The sequence below is a fragment of the Pseudomonas sp. WS 5051 genome (genome assembly GCF_012985715.1).
In the GTDB taxonomy this organism is placed as follows: Bacteria; Pseudomonadota; Gammaproteobacteria; order Pseudomonadales; family Pseudomonadaceae; genus Aquipseudomonas; species Aquipseudomonas bubulae.
Genome location: NZ_JAAQWV010000017.1, coordinates 36,304 through 56,788 on the forward strand (window position 1 = coordinate 36,304; position 20,485 = coordinate 56,788).

The 20,485-nt window shown below is 59.9% G+C and carries 16 protein-coding genes and 1 pseudogene; 14 read left to right on the forward strand and 3 right to left on the reverse strand.

The window, feature by feature from the left end; translation table 11 throughout:
• Positions 1–34 precede the first annotated feature (34 nt).
• Complete coding sequence (locus HBN79_RS20475; protein ID WP_169917120.1) at positions 35–2,509, reverse strand: TonB-dependent siderophore receptor; 2,475 nt, start codon at positions 2,507–2,509, stop codon at positions 35–37.
• A gap of 250 nt (positions 2,510–2,759) precedes the next feature.
• On the opposite strand from HBN79_RS20475, the gene HBN79_RS20480 reads away from it, so the two are divergent.
• Together HBN79_RS20480 and ycaC are read left to right on the forward strand one after the other, a co-directional pair.
• Entirely contained in the window at positions 2,760–3,626 is an 867-nt protein-coding gene (locus HBN79_RS20480; RefSeq protein WP_095025095.1) for a pirin family protein, read from the forward strand.
• Positions 3,627–3,707: 81 nt separating this feature from the next.
• A pseudogene (gene ycaC / locus HBN79_RS20485) lies at positions 3,708–4,333 on the forward strand (isochorismate family cysteine hydrolase YcaC).
• A gap of 74 nt (positions 4,334–4,407) precedes the next feature.
• On the opposite strand, the gene HBN79_RS20490 reads toward ycaC, so the two are convergent.
• Together HBN79_RS20490 and HBN79_RS20495 are read right to left on the reverse strand one after the other, a co-directional pair.
• The gene (locus tag HBN79_RS20490; protein WP_095021359.1) at positions 4,408–5,589 is read right to left on the reverse strand and encodes an acetyl-CoA C-acyltransferase family protein; all 1,182 of its coding nucleotides are present in this window, start codon (positions 5,587–5,589) and stop codon (positions 4,408–4,410) included.
• Positions 5,590–5,633: 44 nt separating this feature from the next.
• On the reverse strand, positions 5,634–6,548 hold the full coding sequence (locus tag HBN79_RS20495; RefSeq protein WP_095002430.1) for a LysR family transcriptional regulator: 915 nt from the start codon (positions 6,546–6,548) through the stop codon (positions 5,634–5,636).
• 133 nt (positions 6,549–6,681) lie between these two features.
• Here HBN79_RS20495 and leuC point away from each other — a divergent pair, with 133 nt between their 5' ends.
• The 12 genes from leuC to HBN79_RS20555 all read left to right on the forward strand — a co-directional run bounded on the left by leuC (position 6,682) and on the right by HBN79_RS20555 (position 20,448).
• On the forward strand, positions 6,682–8,115 hold the full coding sequence (leuC, locus tag HBN79_RS20500; RefSeq protein WP_095021360.1) for a 3-isopropylmalate dehydratase large subunit: 1,434 nt from the start codon (positions 6,682–6,684) through the stop codon (positions 8,113–8,115).
• Positions 8,112–8,756, forward strand: coding sequence for a 3-isopropylmalate dehydratase small subunit (gene leuD, locus HBN79_RS20505; protein ID WP_095002432.1), 645 nt, complete (start codon positions 8,112–8,114; stop codon positions 8,754–8,756). The genes leuC and leuD overlap by 4 nt, the downstream gene beginning before the upstream one ends.
• A gap of 121 nt (positions 8,757–8,877) precedes the next feature.
• Positions 8,878–9,645, forward strand: coding sequence for a class I SAM-dependent methyltransferase (locus tag HBN79_RS20510; RefSeq protein WP_095002433.1), 768 nt, complete (start codon positions 8,878–8,880; stop codon positions 9,643–9,645).
• Between the two features lie 56 nt (positions 9,646–9,701).
• Positions 9,702–10,784, forward strand: coding sequence for a 3-isopropylmalate dehydrogenase (gene leuB / locus HBN79_RS20515; protein WP_169917121.1), 1,083 nt, complete (start codon positions 9,702–9,704; stop codon positions 10,782–10,784).
• A 68-nt stretch (positions 10,785–10,852) separates the two neighbouring features.
• A complete protein-coding gene (asd, locus tag HBN79_RS20520; protein ID WP_095002435.1) occupies positions 10,853–11,965 on the forward strand; it encodes an aspartate-semialdehyde dehydrogenase in 1,113 nt (370 codons plus the stop codon).
• 166 nt (positions 11,966–12,131) lie between these two features.
• Positions 12,132–13,142: an aspartate-semialdehyde dehydrogenase gene (locus HBN79_RS20525; protein WP_095018882.1), complete on the forward strand. Its 1,011-nt coding sequence runs from the start codon at positions 12,132–12,134 to the stop codon at positions 13,140–13,142.
• A gap of 61 nt (positions 13,143–13,203) precedes the next feature.
• On the forward strand, positions 13,204–15,588 hold the full coding sequence (locus tag HBN79_RS20530; RefSeq protein ID WP_169917122.1) for a FimV/HubP family polar landmark protein: 2,385 nt from the start codon (positions 13,204–13,206) through the stop codon (positions 15,586–15,588).
• 222 nt (positions 15,589–15,810) lie between these two features.
• Positions 15,811–16,665, forward strand: a complete 855-nt coding sequence (gene truA, locus HBN79_RS20535; RefSeq protein WP_169917123.1) for a tRNA pseudouridine(38-40) synthase TruA — start codon at positions 15,811–15,813, stop codon at positions 16,663–16,665.
• 56 nt (positions 16,666–16,721) lie between these two features.
• The gene (locus tag HBN79_RS20540; RefSeq protein ID WP_095021363.1) at positions 16,722–17,345 is read left to right on the forward strand and encodes a phosphoribosylanthranilate isomerase; all 624 of its coding nucleotides are present in this window, start codon (positions 16,722–16,724) and stop codon (positions 17,343–17,345) included.
• Positions 17,346–17,613: 268 nt separating this feature from the next.
• Positions 17,614–18,534 carry an acetyl-CoA carboxylase, carboxyltransferase subunit beta gene (gene accD, locus HBN79_RS20545; protein WP_169917124.1) on the forward strand — a complete coding sequence of 307 codons (921 nt, stop codon included), beginning with the start codon at positions 17,614–17,616 and terminating at the stop codon, positions 18,532–18,534.
• The gene (folC, locus tag HBN79_RS20550; protein ID WP_095039388.1) at positions 18,531–19,838 is read left to right on the forward strand and encodes a bifunctional tetrahydrofolate synthase/dihydrofolate synthase; all 1,308 of its coding nucleotides are present in this window, start codon (positions 18,531–18,533) and stop codon (positions 19,836–19,838) included. Before accD ends, folC begins: the two co-directional genes overlap by 4 nt.
• Positions 19,822–20,448: an SPOR domain-containing protein gene (locus tag HBN79_RS20555; protein ID WP_095002442.1), complete on the forward strand. Its 627-nt coding sequence runs from the start codon at positions 19,822–19,824 to the stop codon at positions 20,446–20,448. The genes folC and HBN79_RS20555 overlap by 17 nt, the downstream gene beginning before the upstream one ends.
• The last annotated feature ends 37 nt before the right edge of the window (positions 20,449–20,485 follow it).

Genomic DNA, 20,485 nt, shown 5'->3' on the forward strand with positions numbered 1-20,485 from the left:
GGCCTTCGCGAGCAGGCTCGTTGCCGCTGCTGACTTAGAAGGTGTACTTGGACGTCAGCATCAGGCTGCGTGGTTCGCCATAGTAGGTGGTGTTGAAGTTACCCAGCCCCGACAGGTACTTTTTATCGAACACGTTGTTGGCGTTGAGGTTAAACGTCAGGTGTTCGTTGTACTCGTAGCGGGTCATCAGGTTGACCAGCGCATAGCTGTGCTGCTCGATGATGTCGTAGTCGCCCTTGGCATCGTTGTAGATCTTGCCGTAGAACGGGCTTTGCCAGTTCACGCCACCGCCCACGGTGACTTTGTTCAGCACCCCCGGCAGGCGGTAAGTGGTGAACAGACGCGCCACGTTTTCCGGCTTGGTGGTTTCCAGCGGGTAGCCGTAGACACGTTCGCCATCATCAGAGCGGGTGCGGGCGTAGGTGTAGCCGGCGATCAGGTTCCAGTCCGGCATCAGTTCACCGGCCAGTTCCAGCTCGATGCCGTTGGTGGTCGCACCATCAAGGGATTCATAAATGCCCAGGTTGGTGTTGGCGTTAGTGCCGACCTGAATCGGTACATTTTTCTGTTCGGTCCGGAACACGGCCGCACTGGCATTCAAACGGCCATCAAAGTACTCGCCCTTCAAACCGAGTTCGTAGCTGTTGCCTTCTGTGGGGGCCAGGGTGGCACCGGAACTGCTCTGCTCGGTAAGAGGTTTGTAGATCGAGGTGTAGCTGCCGTACACCGAATAGTTGTCGTTGATGTCGTAGACAACCCCGGCGTAGGGCGTCACCTCGCCGTGCTGTTTTGCCGTGGTCTTGTTGTCCTGGAACGTGCTGGTCTGCTCGTAGTACTTGTAGGTGCTGTTGTACTGGAAATCACTTACGCGGCTGCCAAGGATAATCGACCAGTCGTCTGCCGGCTTGAAGCGTGCGGCGATATAGGCGCTGTTTTGATTTTGGTTGGTTTCGTATTTGCCGTTTTTCGGGAAGTCCGGTCTCGGGTATTTGCCGTTCCAGTCAAAAATGCTGCTCGACAGCTCACGGAATTCGCTGCCGTCGAAGGTCGCGCCGGTCTGGCGGGAGGTCTGGGAGGTTGCGCCTACTACCAGTTCATGTTCGCGGCCAAACAGGGTAAACGGGCCGGTCGCATTGATATCGAAGGTGTTCTGGACGCGATGGCCTTCCCACTGGCCCCAGTAGAAGAACATGCCGTCACCCGTGACCGGATCTGGCATCCCGCCGCTGGCCGAACCCAGCAGGGTGTCGTGGTCGTTGGTTTGCTGGGTGAGGGTGCCTTTGACTTTCCAGTCATTGGCGAAACGGTGCTCCAGGGAGGCGAAGGTGGACTGGATCTGGACGTCGCGGCGGCTCCAGTCGGTGGCCGGGTTGAACGAGCGGCTGAAGTCGGTTTTGGTGTAGTTGGAGAAGTAATACGGGTTGCCGGTCCAGGACGAGCCGCGAGGTTTGATATTCTGGTAGTCCATGCCGAAGGTGAACAGGGTGTCGGGGGTGAGGTCGGCCTGGATGATGCCGTAGAACACGTCATTTTTACGTGAGTAGTGGTCGCGGTACGAGTCGGCATCCTGGTAAACCGCCACCATTCGCCCGCGCACGCTGCCATCGTCATTCAACGGCCCGGAGATATCACCTTCGGTGCGATAGTTGTCCCACGAGCCCGCACTGGCAGTGACCGATGCCTTGAAGTCGCGGGTCGGTTTTTTGCGAATCAGGTTGACCGTGGCCGACGGCTCGCCCGAGCCGGACAACAGGCCAGTAGCGCCCTTGACGATATCGACGCGGTCATACAGGGCCATATCGACCTTGGTCGCACCTTCATCGAACACGCCGTCATACAGGGTGTTGACCCCGTCGTACTGAAAGTTGGTGATGGCATAGCCGCGGGCCGAGTACTCCATGCGGTCGCTGTCGTAGGCCTGGGTGGAAATGCCCGGCGCGTTGCGCAGTACATCGCCGATGCTCTGTGCGGCTTGATCGTCCATCAGTTGGCGGGTGACTACTGTGACGGTCTGCGGGGTTTCGCGAATCGACAGCGGCAGTTTGGTCGAGCTGTTGCTGGCGCCGGTAGTATAGGAATGGGTGTCTTCGGTGGTCAGCGAGTCGCCCAGGCCCTGGCCTGTGACAGTGGTTGCACCCAGTTCCAGACCTTTGCCTTGGGGGGCGCTCAAAATCACCGTGTCGCCGTTGAGCTGATACGAGATGCCGCTGCCCTGCAGCAGTGACTCCAGTGCCTTGACCGGCTCCAGCGAACCGCTCACTGGACGCGACTTGATGCCTTGCACCTGATCCGGGCTGTAGAGGATCTGCAGGTTGGCCTGCTTGCCCAGTTCATTCAGCGCGCTGGCCAGGGCTTGCGACGGAATGTTCAGGGCCACCGGCGCCGCGCTGGCAAGGGATGCCCCCAGCATGACCGAGGCCATCAGGGCACTGGACAGCAAGGTGTGACGTACCGTCCGGCGTTGGGTGGCGATCGAAAGAGGGGTCCGGCTCAAGTTGGGTGGTTGCATCGCGTGCCTAGGCTCCGAAGTAAGAAATTTCATTCTTGTTAATAGGAATAGTTATTAGACGCAGCACGATTGATAAACCAGAAACAAGTTTCTGATTTAGTTGGTTTTGCTCCGGCCATTACAGGCTTGACCCGCTGATGCAGGGCGGAATAATTGTTCCATCCATAGAACGATCAGTACCAAAAAACCTGTCTAGTCTTGTGGGTGCGACGAATCTATAGTTGTTGCCATGATTTACAGGAGGTGCAACATGAAAAAAATTCTTGGTGTTTATCAGGCCCCCCGCCCTCATTGGGTCGGCGATGGTTTTCCGGTTCGCACGATGTTTTCCTACGACAGCATGGGCAAACACATCAGCCCGTTTCTGTTGCTGGATTACGCCGGGCCAGCCGAGTTCACGCCCACTACAGAGCGTCGTGGTGTAGGCCAGCACCCGCACCGTGGTTTTGAAACGGTGACCATCGTCTACAAGGGCGAAGTGGAACACCGTGACTCCACCGGCAACGGCGGGGTGATCGGCCCGGGTGATGTGCAGTGGATGACCGCAGCGTCCGGCATCCTGCACGAGGAGTTCCATTCCGAGGCGTTTGCCCGCAGTGGCGGCCCGCTGGAGATGGTGCAGCTATGGGTCAACCTGCCGGCAAAGGACAAAATGGCCGCGCCGGGGTATCAGGGCATCGTCGACCGTGACATCCCCGACCTGGCGCTCAAGGACGATGCCGGCCGTTTGCGCCTGATTGCCGGTGAGTTCGATGGCAAACGCGGCCCGGCCCATACCTTTACGCCGATCGACGTGTGGGATATCCGCTTGAATGCGGGCAAGTCGACTACGCTGGATCTGCACCCGGGCCGCAACACTGCGCTGGTGGTGCTGCATGGTGCGGTCGAGGTCAACGGTCAGGACGTGGTGCGTGAAGGGCAGCTTGCGCTGTTTGAGCGTGATGGCTCGAGCATCCGCCTTGAAGCCAATAACGACGCCGTGCTGCTGGTCCTCAGCGGCGAGCCGATCGACGAACCGATCGTGGGCCATGGGCCGTTTGTGATGAACACCGACGCCGAAATCCATCAGGCGTTTGTGGACTTCCAGTCGGGCAAGTTTGGCCGCATGCCCGCGTAGCAATGCTGCACCGAAGCGCAATGCCAGGCCATGAGGGTCATGGCCTGGCCTTTTCTGTCTTATCCCAGAGAGGTAAACCCTGTGACAACTTCTTACAAGCGTTTGGACAAGGACAATGCCGCCGTTTTGTTGGTGGACCATCAGGCGGGTTTGCTGTCGCTGGTGCGGGATATCGAACCGGACAAATTCAAGAACAACGTGCTGGCGCTGGCTGATCTGGCCAAGTACTTCGAGTTGCCGACCATTTTGACCACCAGCTTCGAAACCGGACCCAACGGCCCGCTGGTGCCCGAGTTGAAGGCGCTGTTCCCGCAAGCGCCCTATATCGCCCGCCCGGGGCAGATCAATGCCTGGGACAACGAGGATTTTGTCAAGGCGGTCAAGCAACAGGTAAAAAGCAACTGATCATCGCAGGGGTGGTCACTGAGGTCTGCGTGGCATTCCCGGCACTGTCGGCACTGGCTGAAGGCTATGAGGTGTTTGTGGTGACGGATGCGTCGGGTACGTTCAACGAAATCACCCGCCATTCGGCCTGGGATCGCATGTCATCCTCGGGTGCGCAACTGATGACCTGGTTTGGTCTGGCCTGTGAGCTGCATCGCGACTGGCGCAATGACATTGAAGGCCTGGGCGCGCTGTTCTCCAACCATATCCCGGACTATCGCAACCTGATCACCAGCTACTCCACGTTGACAGCCGGTAAATAACCGTTGGGCTCGTAACGGCTGCCGAAGGAACCAGGCTGCGTTCGGCGGCAGTTGCTACGAGTTTTGGTCGTGTTTCACACCCGCTCGAAAATCACCGCTATGCCCTGGCCGCCGCCAATGCACATGGTCGCCAGGGCATAACGACCCTGTGTCCGATGCAGCTCATGGATGGCCTTGGTCGCGATGATCGCGCCCGTGGCCCCCACCGGGTGGCCCAGGGCGATGCCCGAACCGTTGGGGTTGACCCTGGCCGGGTCCATATCCAGTTCCTGCATCACGGCACACGCCTGGGCGGCGAAGGCAATGTTGGCTTCGATCACGTCCATGTCACCGATCTTCAAGCCAGCCCGCTTCAATGCCAGCCGCGTTGCCGGTATCGGCCCCAACCCCATCAGCTCGGGTTCAACCCCTGCATGGGCGTAGGCCACCAGCCGCGCCATCGGCGCAAGATTGCCCGCCAGTACTGCCGCGCCAGTGGCCAGCACCAGCGCCGCCGCCCCATCATTGAGCCCCGATGCATTGCCTGCAGTCACGCTGCCGTCTTTCTTGAAGGCCGGTTTCATCAGCGCCAACTGCTCCAGGGTAGTGGCCCGCGGGTGCTCGTCCTGGCTGAACATCACACTGCCTTTGCGGCTGCGTACCTCGACGGTGGCGATCTGGCTGTCGAAGTAACCTTGCTCGATAGCCCGGGCGGCGCGTTGCTGGTCTTCAAGCGCCAGAGCGTCCTGGGCCTGGCGGCTGATGCTGTTGCGTTGGGCGATATTCTCGGCCGTTACACCCATATGAATGCCGTGGAACGGGTCGTGCAAAATACCCAGCATGTAGTCGAGCATTGGCGTATCGCCCATGCGCGCACCCCAGCGGGCGGCGGGCATCAGGTAGGGGCCGCGGCTCATGGCTTCGGCCCCGGCGCCAATGGCGAAGTCGGCGTCGCCGAGCATCAGGGTATGGGCGGCAGAAATGATCGCCTGCAAGCCCGAACCGCACAGGCGGTTGACGTTGTAGGCCGGGGTTTCCTTGGGGATCCCGGCATTGATCGCCGCAACCCGCGCCAGATAGGCATCCTGGGGCTCGGTGGGAATCACGTTGCCCATCACCACATGACCGATGCGCCCGGGGTCGACCTGGCTGCTGTGCAACGCGGCCTTGACCGCAGTGCTGGCCAGCTCGGCCAGGGGCACGTCCTTGAGCGAGCCGCCAAAAGTGCCGATGGCCGTGCGCCGGGCGCTGAGGATGAAAATTTCAGGAGTTTGCATGGCGGGTCCTTATTGTTTTATCGGGCCAAATGCGCGGGATTATTTCACCGGTGTACGGTTTGGGCGTCGTCCGTTTGTGCGGGCAGGGCATCTACCTGGGCATCGAGCAGGGTCATAAAGGCATGGGCCGCATTGGACAAGGTGCGTTCGGTATGCAGGATATACCCCAGCTGGCGGGTCAGCTGGATGCCGGGCAGGGCAATCGATGCCACCTGCTCATCCAGCATGGTGCGCGGCAACACGCTCCAGGCCAGGCCGATGGAGACCATCATCTTGATGGTCTCCAGGTAATTGGTGCTCATGGCGATGTTGGGCGTCAGGCCCTGGGCTTCAAACAGGCGATGGACAATATGATGGGTAAAGGTATTGCCGCCGGGAAACACCGCTGGATGGCGTGCAATATCGGCCATGCTTACGGCTTTTTGCCGGGTCAGGCGGTGCTCCGGGGCCACCACGAAATCCAGCGGGTCATCCCAGACCGGTACCGCGCGAATCAGCGAATGGGGCTCCGGCGCCAGGGTGATCACAGCCAGTTCTGCGCGACCATGCAGAATCTCGTCGTAGGCCACTTCGGAATCGAGAAACTGAATATCCAGCGCGACCTTGGGGTAAGTGCGGGTGAACTCGCGCAGTAAAGGTGGCAGGCGGTGCAGACCGATATGATGGCTGGTAGCCAGAGTCAGGCGCCCGCTGACTTCGCCATTGAGGTTGTTGAGTGCCCGGCGCGTGTCATCCAGTACGTTGAGGATCTGGTAAGCGCGCGGCAGCAAGGCCCGGCCGGCTTCGGTCAGGCTGACCTCACGGCCCAGCCGGTCGAACAGCCTGAGCTTGAGTTGCTGCTCGATGCTGGCAATGCGTTTGCTGATGGCTGGCTGGGTCAGGAACAGCCGTTCGGCGGCCCCGGAAAAACTGCCGGTTTCAGCAATTGCAATAAACGCATTGAGATTCGCGAGATCCATCTATTCGAATTCCTGTTTGTTATCCAAAGCATAAAAATTATGAATTTGAGTTATTCACTGTAACCCCATAGGATCGACCTCACAAGCCAAGTGGTTATTGGCACAGAAAAGTAGCTGATGAGGAAACCGTCTGATGGCCGGCAAAACGCTCTACGACAAGCTCTGGGATTCGCATTTGGTCAAGCAGCGTGACGATGGCTCGGCGCTGATCTACATCGACCGTCACATCATTCACGAAGTGACCTCGCCGCAAGCCTTTGAAGGCCTGCGGCTGGCCGGGCGCAAGCCTTGGCGTATCGATGCCAACATCGCCACCCCGGACCACAACGTACCGACCACGCCGGAGCGTAAAGGCGGGATCGAAGCGATTGCCGATCAGGTTTCCCGTCTGCAGGTGCAAACCCTGGATGACAACTGTGACGAATACGGCATTACCGAATTCAAGATGAACGACGTGCGTCAGGGTATCGTCCATGTGATCGGCCCGGAGCAGGGCGCGACCTTGCCGGGCATGACCGTGGTCTGCGGTGACTCGCACACCTCGACTCACGGCGCCTTCGGTGCATTGGCCCACGGTATCGGCACTTCCGAGGTCGAGCATGTGCTCGCCACCCAGTGCCTTGTCGCCAAAAAAATGAAGAACATGCTGGTGTCGGTCGAAGGGCAATTGCCGTTCGGCGTAACCGCCAAGGACATCGTACTGGCCGTGATCGGCAAGATCGGCACCGCGGGCGGCAATGGTCATGCCATCGAATTCGCCGGCAGCGCGATTCGTGACTTGTCCGTCGAAGGCCGCATGACCATCTGCAATATGTCCATCGAAGCCGGTGCCCGTGTAGGCCTGGTGGCCGCCGATCAGAAAACTGTCGATTATGTAAAGGGCCGTCCGTTTTCGCCTAAAGGCGCTGAATGGGACCTGGCGGTCGAAGCCTGGAAAGACCTGGTGTCCGACAGCGATGCGCAGTTCGACACCGTGGTTGAACTGGACGCTACGCAGATCAAGCCGCAAGTCAGCTGGGGCACTTCGCCCGAGATGGTTCTGGCGGTTGATCAGAACGTGCCGGATCCGGCACAGGAAACCGACCTGGTCAAGCGTGGCTCGATCGAACGTGCATTGAAGTACATGGGCCTGACCGCCAACCAGGCGATCACCGATATCCAGCTCGATCGCGTATTTATCGGCTCGTGCACCAACTCGCGGATCGAAGACTTGCGTGCTGCGGCAGTAATTGCCAAGGGGCGCAAGGTGGCGTCCACCATCAAACAGGCGATTGTGGTGCCGGGCTCGGGTCTGGTTAAAGCCCAGGCCGAGGCTGAAGGTCTGGACAAGATCTTTATCGAGGCCGGTTTTGAATGGCGTGAGCCGGGTTGTTCGATGTGCCTGGCGATGAACCCGGACCGCCTTGAGTCGGGCGAGCATTGTGCCTCGACCTCCAACCGCAACTTTGAAGGCCGTCAGGGCGCCGGTGGCCGTACTCACCTGGTCAGCCCGGCCATGGCCGCTGCCGCCGCCGTGAATGGTCGTTTTATTGATGTCCGTGAATTGATCCAGGGGAGCGCAGCATGAAGGCTTTTACTCAGCACACCGGTTTGGTCGCGCCTTTGGATCGTGCCAACGTCGATACCGACCAGATCATTCCCAAGCAATTCCTGAAGTCGATCAAGCGTACCGGCTTTGGCCCTAACCTGTTTGACGAGTGGCGTTATCTGGATGTGGGTCAGCCCTACCAGGACAACTCCAAACGCCCGCTGAACAAGGATTTTGTGCTTAACGCCGAGCGTTACCAGGGCGCCAGTGTGTTGCTGGCCCGGGAAAACTTCGGTTGCGGCTCCAGCCGTGAGCACGCGCCGTGGGCGCTGGAAGAGTACGGTTTTCGCAGCATCATCGCGCCGAGCTACGCCGATATTTTCTTCAATAACAGCTTCAAGAACGGTTTGTTACCGATCATCCTGAGCGACGCCGAAGTCGATGAGCTGTTTGCCCAGGTTGAAGCCGAGCCGGGTTACCAGCTCAAGATCGACCTCGAGGCGCAAACCGTGACCCGCCCGGATGGCAAGGTGCTGGGCTTTGAAATCGATGCGTTTCGCAAGCATTGCCTGCTCAACGGCCTGGACGATATCGGCCTGACCTTGCAGGACGGCGATGCAATTGCCGCGTTTGAAAGCAAGCACCGTGCGAGCCAGCCGTGGTTGTTTCGCGACGCTTGAATGGCCTCTTTGCGGGCAAGCCCGGCACCCACAGGGGAATGCATTTCAAATGTGGGAGCGGGCTTGCCCGCGATGACGGCAGTGTGGACAACCCAAGTCTTGACGCTAAAAGGAAGTTTTAATGACCAGTACCGCCCAGCACACCCAGGTCGTACAAAGGCAGTTCGGCGAACAGGCGTCGGCCTATCTGAGCAGCGCCGTGCATGCGCAAGGCACCGAGTTCGGTCTGCTCAAGGCCGAGCTGGCGGGTAAAGTTGAAGCGCGGGTGCTGGACCTGGGGTGTGGCGCGGGCCATGTAAGCTTTCATGTGGCTGCACTGGTCAAGGACGTGGTGGCATACGACCTGTCGCAACAAATGCTCGATGTGGTCAGTGCTGCCGCCAGCGATCGCGGGCTGGGCAATATCAGCACCGTTTGCGGCGCGGCAGAGCGTTTGCCGTTTGCCGATGGCGAGTTCGACTATGTGCTCAGCCGTTACTCGGCCCATCACTGGAGCGATCTGGGCGTTGCCCTGCGCGAAGTGCGCCGGGTGCTCAAGCCGGGTGGCGTAGCGGCATTTATCGATGTGATCTCACCCGGCAGCCCGTTATTCGACACCTACCTGCAAAGTGTCGAAGTGCTGCGCGACACCAGCCATGTGCGCGACTATTCGAGCGCCGAATGGCTGCGTCAGGTCAGCGAAGCCGGTTTGCACGTGCGCAGCACACAGCGTCAGCGTTTGCGTTTAGAGTTCAGCTCCTGGATCGAGCGCATGCGTACGCCACAGGTTATGAGCGCGGCCATCCGCCAGTTGCAGCAGTCGATGGGCGCCGAAGTACGCGATTATTTTGAAATTGAAGCCGATGGTTCGTTCAGCACCGATGTGCTGGTGCTGTGGGCCGAGAAGTAACCTGAATATTTCCGGGTGCGCCTGCGGGGGCATCAACAGACAAGAAAGAGGAACCCATGAGCAAGCAGATTCTGATTCTCCCTGGCGACGGTATTGGTCCGGAAATCATGGCCGAAGCGGTCAAGGTGCTGGAGCTGGCCAGTGACAAGTTCAACCTGGGCCTGGAGCTGACCCACGACCTGATCGGCGGCGCAGCCATCGACAAGCATGGCGTACCGTTGGCCGACGAGACCCTTGAGCGCGCCCGTGCGGCCGACGCTGTCTTGCTGGGCGCCGTGGGTGGCCCGAAATGGGACAAGATCGAGCGCGACATTCGCCCCGAGCGCGGCCTGCTGAAAATCCGTGCGCAACTGGGCCTGTTCGGCAACCTGCGCCCGGCAATCCTGTACCCGCAACTGGCTGATGCATCGAGCCTCAAGCCGGAAATCGTTTCCGGACTGGATATCCTCATCGTTCGCGAATTGACCGGTGGTATCTACTTCGGCGCCCCCCGTGGCACCCGCGAGCTGGAAAACGGTGAGCGTCAGGCTTATGACACCCTGCCGTACAGCGAAAGCGAAATCCGCCGCATTGCCCGCGTCGGTTTCGACATGGCCCGCGTGCGTGGCAAAAAGCTCTGCTCGGTGGACAAGGCCAACGTGCTGGGGTCCAGCCAGCTGTGGCGTGAAGTGGTCGAGCAAGTGGCCAAGGACTACCCGGACGTCGAGCTGAGCCATATGTACGTCGACAACGCGGCCATGCAACTGGTGCGCGCACCCAAGCAATTTGACGTGATCGTCACCGAAAACATGTTCGGTGACATCCTGTCCGACCAGGCTTCGATGCTCACCGGCTCTATCGGCATGCTGCCATCGGCATCCCTGGACACCCACAACAAGGGCATGTACGAGCCTTGCCACGGTTCGGCGCCGGACATCGCGGGGCAGGGCATTGCCAACCCGCTGGCGACCATTTTGTCGGTGTCGATGATGCTGCGTTACAGCTTCAACCAGACCGCTGCTGCCGATGCCATTGAGCAGGCCGTAAGCCTGGTTCTGGACCAGGGTTTGCGTACCGGTGATATCTGGTCGACGGGTTGCACCCGGGTCGGAACACAGGAAATGGGCAATGCAGTAGTCGCGGCGCTGCAGAATCTGTAATCTCTCGGGCCCGTTACTTCCTGTTGGTGGAAGTAACGACCCCACTTTTTGTTAAAGGTGTAGTTGCGATGAAACGTGTAGGTCTGGTCGGTTGGCGCGGTATGGTTGGTTCCGTGCTCATGCAGCGGATGCTGGAAGAGCAGGATTTCGATCTGATCGAACCGGTGTTTTTCACCACTTCCAATGTCGGTGGACAAGGTCCGTCCGTGGGCAAGGATATTGCCCCGCTCAAGGATGCTTACAACATTGAAGAGCTGAAAACCCTCGATGTAATCCTGACCTGCCAGGGCGGCGACTACACCAGCGAGGTGTTCCCCAAGCTGCGTGAGGCGGGCTGGCAAGGTTACTGGATCGATGCAGCGTCGACCCTGCGCATGCAGGATGATGCGGTCATTATTCTGGACCCGGTCAACCGCAAGGTCATCGACCAGCAGCTGGATGCCGGCACCAAAAACTATATCGGCGGCAACTGCACTGTCAGCCTGATGCTGATGGGTCTGGGCGGTCTGTTCGAAGCCGGTCTGGTAGAGTGGATGAGCGCCATGACCTACCAGGCGGCCTCGGGCGCCGGTGCGCAGAACATGCGCGAGCTGATCAAGCAGATGGGCACCACTCATGCGGCGGTCGCCGATCAACTGGCCGACCCGGCCAGCGCGATTCTGGATATCGACCGTCGTGTGGCCGAGGCCATGCGCAGCGATGCCTACCCGACCGAAAACTTCGGTGTGCCATTGGCCGGCAGCCTGATCCCGTGGATCGACAAAGAGCTGCCGAACGGTCAAAGCCGTGAAGAGTGGAAAGCGCAGGCAGAAACCAACAAGATCCTGGGTCGCTTCAAGAACCCGGTTCCGGTGGACGGTATCTGCGTACGTATCGGTGCGATGCGTTGCCACAGCCAGGCCTTGACCATCAAGCTGAACAAAGATGTGCCTATCGCCGATATCGAAGGTTTGATCAGCCAGCACAACCCCTGGGTCAAGCTGGTGCCAAACCAGCGTGAAGCCAGCATCCAGGAACTGAGCCCGACCAAGGTTACCGGCACCCTGAATGTACCGGTGGGCCGTCTGCGCAAGCTGAACATGGGTTCGCAGTTCCTCGGTGCCTTTACCGTGGGCGACCAGTTGCTGTGGGGCGCGGCAGAACCGCTGCGCCGCATGCTGCGGATTTTGCTGGAGCGTTAATTCGCCACCGGCAGGTTCAAGCCCGCGTCTCGCAAGAGGCGCGGGCTTTTTATTGGATGATCAGCTGCTACGAATTGTCATCATCCATCAAATAGGCCGGGCGCGTTGCCTGTCGGGGTTGTGCCCGGTACAGTGCCGCTCCCCACGTTTCGCCTGAGGTAGATACATGAACCAGTCCTTTGATATCGCCGTCGTTGGCGCCACCGGCACTGTCGGCGAAACCATCGTACAAATGCTCGAAGAGCGTGATTTTCCGGTTGGCAAGTTGCACTTGCTGGCCAGCAGTGAATCTGACGGGCATTCGGTGCCTTTTCGCGGTAAAAACGTCAGGGTGCGCGATGTCGACACGTTCGATTTCAGCAGCGTACAGCTGGCATTCTTTGCCGCAGGCCCTGCCGTGACCTTGAGTTTTGCTGCCAAGGCCAGTGCAGCCGGCAGCATGGTGGTCGACCTGTCCGGCGCGCTGCCTTCTGCACAGGCGCCGCAGGTGGTACCTGAAGCCAACGCGCAGGTGCTGGCAACCTTGAAAAAACCACTGCAAGTCAGCAGCCCGAGTCCTTCGGCCACCGCACTGGCCGTGGTGCTGGCGCCTTTGCTAAGAGTGCTGGAAATTCAGCGGGTCAATGTGACGGCCTGCATGGCAGTTTCCGCTCAAGGCCGTGAAGCGGTCTCGGAGCTGGCACGCCAAACCACCGCGCTGCTGAACCTGCATCCGCTGGAAACCAGCTTCTTTGATCGTCAGATGGCCTTCAACGTCCTGGCCCAGGTCGGCACGCCGGACGCACAGGGCCATGTGCCGCTGGAAAAACGTTTGGTCAATGAGCTGCGCGAAGTTCTGGCTATGCCTACGCTGAAGGTATCGGCCAGCAGTGTGCAAGTGCCGGTATTTTTTGGCGACAGCTTCAGCGTGTCCCTGCAACTGGCCGGGCCGGTGGATCTGGTTGAAGTCAATGCCGCCCTCGAGGCAGGTGAGGGTATCGAGCTGGTGGAAGCCGGTGACTACCCGACTGCTGTTGGCGATGCCGTAGGTCAGGATGTGGTGTATGTCGGTCGAGTGCGTCACGGTGTGGACGACACATCTGAACTTAATCTGTGGCTGACGTCAGATAACGTACGCAAGGGTGGCGCATTGAACGCCGTGCAGTTGGCTGAGTTGTTGATAAAAGACCAACTGTAAAAGATACTTGGCTGCTATACAGGTCTCGTGGGACGAGGCCTGTACCAATAAGGAAGAGGCTATGGTTCAGGTTCGCAAATTGGTGTTGGCAATCGCTGCCGCTTCGGCGCTGTCATCCGGTATGGCGCAGGCGCTTGAGCTTGGGGAGCTGACGCTCAAGTCGGCGCAGAACCAGCCGCTGCTGGCAGAAATCGAGCTGCTCGATGTCAAGGACCTGACTGCTGCGCAAGTGGTGCCAAGCCTTGCCCCCGAACAGGAGTTCAGCAAGGCAGGAGTTCCGCGCCCGGCGTTTCTGGATGATTTGCGCTTTACCCCGATCATCAACGCCGATGGCAAGAGCGTATTGCGCGTCACCTCCAGCCAGCCGCTGTCCGAACCTTTTGTGAACTTCCTGGTGCAGGTGATGTGGCCCAACGGCCGCTTGATGCGCGACTACAGCGTGTTGCTCGATCCCGCCCGGTTCTCGCCGCAGGCCGCGTCGGCGGCATCAACGTCTGCGCCTGCCGCGCCCGTGCAGTACACCACCACGTCCCGTGACACACTGTGGGAGATCGCCGCCAAGGCGCGCAACGGCGGCTCGGTGCAGCAGACCATGCTGGCAATTCAGGCCCTGAACCCTGATGCGTTTATCAACGGCAATATCAACCGGCTTAAAACCGGCCAGGTACTGCGCCTGCCAGATGCCTCGCAAAGTGTGCAATTGCCCCAGGCCAGGGCCATCAACGAAGTGGCGTCGCAAAATGCCGACTGGCGCAGTGGCCGTCGCACCGTACCCTTGGCCCAGCAACTCGATGCAACCGGTCGCAAGCCTGTGCCGGCGCCTGCCGCCAAGGCTGTGCATCAGGATGCCTTGAGTCTGGTTTCCGCTCAGGCAGGCAAGGGTGCTGCCGGGGATGCGAAAAAACTGGCTGACCAGCTGGCGATGACTCAGGAAGGTCTGGACAGCAGCCGTCGTGAAAATGCCGAGCTGCAAGACCGGATGAAAGACCTGCAAAGCCAGTTGGACAAGCTGCAGCGTTTGATTGAATTGAAGAACGATCAACTGGCCAGGCTGGAGGCCGGCAAAGGTGCGCCTGTCGACCCGGCAGTTGCGTTGGCCGGCGTGCAGGCCGCGGATGCGCCTGAAGCCGATATTGCGCCGGCAATCGAAGGTGCGCCGGCCACTGCAGTGGCACCAAGTCCTGAAGACACCGGGGCGACGCAAGGCCATGAGCGAAACATTCAGGACCTGCTGAACAGCCCGCTATTACTGGGGCTTGTCGGCGGCGGGGCGGTCTTGTTGCTGCTCTTGCTGTTGTTGCTCGTGCGTCGGCGCAAGGCGCTGCAAGAAGCGCAAAAACATGCGCGAATGGCTCGGGATCTTGAAAATGAGTCCGGGTTTGCAGCCGATCTGGATCTGCCGCAAAGCAGTTTTGAGGGGCTTGAAACGCCGTCGCGCAGTATCGATCCTGCACCTGCACCTGCACCTGCACCTGCACCTGCACCTGCACCTGCACCTGCACCGGTCGTGGAGGCAGTAGCTCCGGTGGTCGCGCCGGTTACCCTGGCCAAGCCTGCGGCTGATGTGCTGGATCAGGCCGAGCGGTTGATTGAGCAGCGTCAGTTGAGCGAGGCCGTTGTATTGCTCAAGGCTGCGATCGATCGGGAGCCCCAGCGCAGTGATTTGCGTCTTGAGTTGATGCGGGTTTACGCCGAACTGGGTGATCGTGACGCTTTTATCGCTCAAGAGCGCCAACTGGTAGCCAATGGCAAGAATCACGCTCAGGTCGAGCAGCTCAAAAATCGTTATCCTGGCATGGCGGTGGCGGCAGCGGCCGGCATTGCTACCGCAGCGGTGGCCACCCAGCTGCAAGCGCAATTTGTCCAGGACATGATGCGCGACGATCGCGAGGTCGAACCGCAGCCGGAGCCTGCTGCACCTGCACCTGCAGCGTTCGATCACGATTTTGATCTGAGCCTTGATGAACTGGAAGCGGCTTCCCCTGCGGTGGTGACGCCAGAACCTGCAGGGCTCGACAAGCCGGCGGCAGACAGTTTCGAAGCGGTGCTTGAACAGCAGGCTCAGGTTCAGGCAGCTCACGAAGAGGCGTCGGACTTTGATCTGGACCTGCCGGCGGACTTTGACCTGTCCCTGGCTGAAGAAAGCGCTCCACCCGCTGTGGCGGCGGACAGCTTTGCCCTTGAGCTCGACAAGGTCAATGCCGAGTTGCATCGCCTGTCGCAAAGCCTTGAGCAATCATCGCTGGAACAGCCCTTTGCCGATGATGAGCCGGAATTCGACTTCCTCTCTGGCGCCGATGAAACGGCCACCAAACTCGATCTGGCCCAGGCCTATATCGATATGGGTGACGACGAAGGTGCGCGGGATATTCTGACCGAGGTCATGGAGGAGGGTAATCCACAGCAGCAGGCCGAAGCCCTGGAAATGATGGCACGCCTGACCTGAGTGAAACTCCTTTAGATACTCTGTTGCCGGTCAACCCTCCCTGTGGGAGCGAGCCTGCTCGCGAACGACCTTCGCGAGCAGGCTCGCTCCCACAGTTGAAATGTCCTTCGGCAGCTGCTACGAAGCCTGGTTTGTCTGACGTTCCGGTGAAATGTTTCATGGCGTCTTGCCGGGTGCGCCCTATAATGGCCGCCTTTGCGTTTATGAGCAGGCTGCAAGTCCTTGGCAAATATAGATAACCCGGCCGCTGAAATGGCCGCGGAAGGTTTTTACCGAATCGCCCTTGGGGTGGAATACAAAGGTTCGCGCTACAGCGGCTGGCAGCGCCAGGCCAATGGTGTGCTGACCGTTCAGGAAACCCTGGAAAACGCCCTGTCCAAAGTGGCCGCCTCACCGGTCTCCCTGATGTGCGCCGGGCGTACGGATGCCGGTGTGCATGCCTGCGGGCAGGTGGTGCATTTTGACACCCGGGCCGAGCGCTCCCTGAAAGCCTGGGTCATGGGCGCCAATATCAATTTGCCCCATGACATCAGCGTCACCTGGGCCCAGGTCATGCCCGCGCACTTCCATGCCCGCTTCAAGGCCATCGCCCGGCGCTACCGCTATGTGATCTACAACGATCAGATCCGGCCGGCCCATCTGAATCAGGAAATCACCTGGAACCACCGCCCGCTGGATGTCGAGCGTATGGCCGAGGCAGCTCGACACCTGTTGGGCGTGCATGATTTCAGTGCCTTTCGCGCCGGACAGTGCCAGGCCAAATCCCCGATCAAGGAAATGCACCATCTGCGCGTGAGCCGTCACGGCAACATGATTGTGCTGGATATTCGTGCCAGTGCCTTTCTGCACCATATGGTGCGCAATATCGCCGGGGTGCTGATGACTATCGGTACGGGCGAGCGGCCGGTGGAGTGGATCAAGGAAGTGCTGGAGAGCCGCGAGCGGCGCTCGGGCGGTGTGACGGCCCATCCCTACGGCCTGTATCTGGTGCAAGTTGAATACCGCGACGAGTTCCAGTTGCCGGAACGTTACATTGGTCCACATTTCTTGACCGGTTTTAGCGGCCTGGACGGCTGACGCCCGGATAAGCATTTGTTACCATCCGGGGCTTTCGCGTTCGGGGTGTTATCGAGATGTCCGTTGTTCGCAGCAAGATCTGCGGTATTACCCGCATAGAAGATGCACTGGCTGCGGTCGAGGCCGGGGCTGACGCCATAGGCTTCGTGTTCTACGCCAAGAGCCCGCGGTCAGTCACGGCCGCGCAGGCGCGGGCCATTATTGCCGCCTTGCCGCCTTTCGTGACTTCGGTGGGGTTGTTCGTCAATGCCAGCGCCTGTGAGCTGAACGAAACCCTGGATGCCGTGCCGCTGGATCTGCTGCAGTTTCATGGCGATGAAACCCCGGAGCAGTGCGAAGGCTATCACCGTCCTTATATCAAGGCGTTGCGGGTCAAGGCCGGTGATGACATCGCCGGTGCCTGCAAGGCCTATGCAGGGGCCAGCGGTATTTTGCTCGATGCCTATGTTGAAGGTGTACCGGGTGGAACTGGTCAGGCATTTGACTGGTCTCTGATACCTCAGGGTTTGCACAAGCCGATTATCCTGGCCGGCGGCCTGACGCCCGACAACGTTGCAGACGCCATCGCCCGGGTGCAGCCCTACGCCGTGGATGTCAGTGGCGGCGTTGAAAAGAGCAAGGGCATCAAGGATCACGACAGGATTCGTGCCTTTATGCGGGCAGTGCGCACGGCAAACTGAAGCGGATGTGACGGCTGGCACTCTGCCGCCGTCCATCAATACCGCTCTGCGAAGCAGGCGGGCCCGGTGAGAAGACGGGCAGAAATTTAAGTGGCGGCCGCTCTGGTGCGTGCTGTCGGTAAGGCTGAGGGTTGCAGGGTTTTGCTGGTTTGCCGAGTGCGGACCGCGGTTCCGGCAATTATCGCCACACACCTGATTAATTTAGCTCAAGGGCATACACGGGGCCTGAACTGAACTGTTCTGGCCACCGGTACTGGAGAAAGAAAGCATGAGCAACTGGTTGGTAGACAAGCTGATTCCTTCGATCATGCGTTCCGAGGTCAAAAAGAGCTCGGTACCTGAAGGCCTGTGGCACAAATGCCCGTCCTGCGACGCTGTGCTTTATCGTCCGGAGCTGGAAAAGACCCTGGACGTTTGCCCGAAATGCAATCACCACATGCGTATCGGCGCCCGCGCCCGCATTGATATCTTCCTGGACGCCGACGGCCGTGCCGAACTGGGTGCAGACCTGGAGCCGGTTGACCGTCTCAAGTTCCGTGACAGCAAGAAGTACAAGGACCGTCTGGTCGGCGCGCAAAAGCAGACCGGCGAAAAAGACGCCCTGATCTCCATGAGCGGTACCTTGCTGGGCATGCCGGTGGTGGTATCGGCCTTCGAGTTCTCCTTCATGGGTGGCTCTATGGGTGCCATTGTTGGCGAGCGCTTCGTGCGTGCGGCCAATTACGCCCTTGAATACCGCTGCCCGATGATCTGCTTCGCAGCCTCGGGCGGTGCGCGGATGCAGGAAGCCCTGATCTCCCTGATGCAAATGGCCAAGACCTCGGCGGTACTGGCGCGTCTGCGTGAAGAAGGCATCCCTTTCATCTCGGTACTGACCGACCCGGTATACGGCGGTGTTTCGGCCAGCCTGGCGATGCTGGGTGACGTGATCGTGGCTGAGCCTAAGGCGCTGATCGGTTTTGCCGGTCCGCGTGTTATCGAGCAGACCGTTCGCGAAAAACTGCCGGAAGGTTTCCAGCGCAGCGAGTTCCTGCTGGAGCACGGCGCCATCGACCTGATCGTTGCACGTCAGGAGCTGCGTCCGCGCCTGGGCAACCTGCTGGCGCAAATGATGGGCTTGCCGACTCCGGTGTTCGTGGCCGCGCCTGTTGAAACCATCGTTGTTCCGCCGGCACCTGCGAACCTATGACCCAGCGCACCCTTGGCGAGTGGCTCGCCTATCTTGAGCAGTTGCATCCATCGGCCATCGATATGGGGCTGGATCGCGCACGCGAGGTAACGAACCGCTTGGGGCTGCAAAAGCCTGCGCCTCGGGTGGTGACGGTGACGGGTACCAATGGCAAGGGCTCGACCTGTGCGTTTGTGGCTTCGTTGCTGCAGGCGCAAGGGTTCAAGGTGGGGGTTTACAGTTCGCCCCACCTGCTGCGCTATAACGAGCGCGTACAAATTGAGGGTGTTGAAGTTTCGGACGAGCTGCTTTGCGAGGCCTTTGCGGCCCTGGATGCAGGGCGCGGCGAGACATCCCTTACATATTTTGAAATGGGTACGCTGGCAGCCTTCTGGTTGTTCGAGCGTGCCCAGCTGGATGCCGTGGTGCTGGAAGTCGGCCTGGGCGGGCGCCTGGATGCGGTCAATCTGGTGGATGCCGACCTGGCGCTGGTGACCAGTATCGGTGTCGATCATATTGAGTATCTGGGCAACACCCGCGAATCCGTGGGCTTTGAAAAGGCCGGGATTTTCCGTGCCGGCAAGCCGGCCCTGTGTGGCGACCTGAACCCGCCGCATACATTGCTCGACAAGGCCGAGGAGCTGGGTTGCCCGCTGTTTCTGCGTGGTCGTGACTTTGATCTGGCCAGTGCTGACCAGGTCTGGCATTGGCGTGGTCAGGATGCCCAGGGGCAATTGATCGAGCTGCGCGATATTCCGCTGCTGGATCTGCCGATGGAAAACGCGGCGCTGGCCGTGCAGGCCTACGGGTTGACCGGTCTGCCCTGGCAGCCGGAGCGCATTGTCGCGGCGCTGGCAGGTACTCGCATCACGGGGCGCCTGGATCGTCGCCAGTTCAGCTGGAAGGGCAAGCCCTTGCATATACTGCTGGATGTAGGGCACAACCCCCATGCCGCCGAGTATCTGGCGCGGCGTCTGGCGCAGCGGCCGGTGGCAGGCAAGCGCCTGGCGGTGTTCGGTTTGCTGGCCGACAAGGACCTGGATGGCGTAGTGTCACAACTGACGGGTTCGGTCGCGCATTGGGCTGTTGCGCCGCTGGATACCCCGCGCACGCGCCCGGGCGCTGAAGTCGAGGCCGCGCTGCAGGGTTTTGGGGCGGCTGTTTCGGCTTATGCCAGCGTGGAGCAAGCGCTTGAGGCGCAGTGCGAACGGGCCACGACTGACGACGAAATCCTGTTGTTCGGATCATTTTATTGTGTTGCCGAAGCGCTCGAGTGGTTGGAGCGGCGTGCCACGCAGGAGGCTGCAAATGGCTTTGCTGGATAAGGCGTACAAACAAAGGATGGTGGGTGCCCTGGTGCTGGTGGCGCTGGCGGTTATTTTTCTGCCGATGCTGTTCTCCCGACAGGACGAACTGCGTCAGATTGAGGTGGATGCACCGAGCGCCCCTGAGATGCCGGTAATGCCGCAGGTCAAGGTCGAGCCGGTTGCCGTGCCTGAGCCTCAGGTGATCCCTGAGGAACCGGCTCCGGTTGAGCAGCCGGTTGTCGAGCAGCAGGCACCAGCCCCGGTCGCACCGGTCGTGGCAAAGCCTGCAGTGGCTGCGCCCAAGCCTCCGGCTGTCACGCCGGCGCAAACCGTTGCCCAGGCACCGGCCAAGCTGGACACCACGCAAAAGCGTGTCGACCCCAATGGCTTGCCAATCAGCTGGTCGGTGCAACTGGTGAGCCTGTCCAATCGGGCCAGTGCTGATAACCTGCAAAAAACCCTTCGCAATCAAGGCTATAACGCTTATGTGCGATCTTCCGGCGGGATGAACCGGGTTTTTGTCGGCCCATTGCTGGAGCGTGCAGAGGCCGATCGCCTGCGCGATTTGCTTGGCAAGCAGCAAAACCTCAAGGGTTTTGTGGTGCGCTTCCAGCCTGAACGTGGCTGACAGCGTAAAAAGGTTCAATCTGATTGCACAAGCACGG

Excerpts from the sequence above, each read along its gene's own strand:
- HBN79_RS20475 (WP_169917120.1), bottom strand. The coding sequence starts at position 2,509 with ATGCAACCACCCAACTTGAGCCGGACCCCTCTTTCGATCGCCACCCAA.
- HBN79_RS20480 (WP_095025095.1), top strand. The coding sequence starts at position 2,760 with ATGAAAAAAATTCTTGGTGTTTATCAGGCCCCCCGCCCTCATTGGGTC.
- HBN79_RS20490 (WP_095021359.1), bottom strand. The coding sequence starts at position 5,589 with ATGCAAACTCCTGAAATTTTCATCCTCAGCGCCCGGCGCACGGCCATC.
- HBN79_RS20495 (WP_095002430.1), bottom strand. The coding sequence starts at position 6,548 with ATGGATCTCGCGAATCTCAATGCGTTTATTGCAATTGCTGAAACCGGC.
- leuC (WP_095021360.1), top strand. The coding sequence starts at position 6,682 with ATGGCCGGCAAAACGCTCTACGACAAGCTCTGGGATTCGCATTTGGTC.
- leuD (WP_095002432.1), top strand. The coding sequence starts at position 8,112 with ATGAAGGCTTTTACTCAGCACACCGGTTTGGTCGCGCCTTTGGATCGT.
- HBN79_RS20510 (WP_095002433.1), top strand. The coding sequence starts at position 8,878 with ATGACCAGTACCGCCCAGCACACCCAGGTCGTACAAAGGCAGTTCGGC.
- leuB (WP_169917121.1), top strand. The coding sequence starts at position 9,702 with ATGAGCAAGCAGATTCTGATTCTCCCTGGCGACGGTATTGGTCCGGAA.
- asd (WP_095002435.1), top strand. The coding sequence starts at position 10,853 with ATGAAACGTGTAGGTCTGGTCGGTTGGCGCGGTATGGTTGGTTCCGTG.
- HBN79_RS20525 (WP_095018882.1), top strand. The coding sequence starts at position 12,132 with ATGAACCAGTCCTTTGATATCGCCGTCGTTGGCGCCACCGGCACTGTC.
- HBN79_RS20530 (WP_169917122.1), top strand. The coding sequence starts at position 13,204 with ATGGTTCAGGTTCGCAAATTGGTGTTGGCAATCGCTGCCGCTTCGGCG.
- HBN79_RS20540 (WP_095021363.1), top strand. The coding sequence starts at position 16,722 with ATGTCCGTTGTTCGCAGCAAGATCTGCGGTATTACCCGCATAGAAGAT.
- accD (WP_169917124.1), top strand. The coding sequence starts at position 17,614 with ATGAGCAACTGGTTGGTAGACAAGCTGATTCCTTCGATCATGCGTTCC.
- folC (WP_095039388.1), top strand. The coding sequence starts at position 18,531 with ATGACCCAGCGCACCCTTGGCGAGTGGCTCGCCTATCTTGAGCAGTTG.
- HBN79_RS20555 (WP_095002442.1), top strand. The coding sequence starts at position 19,822 with ATGGCTTTGCTGGATAAGGCGTACAAACAAAGGATGGTGGGTGCCCTG.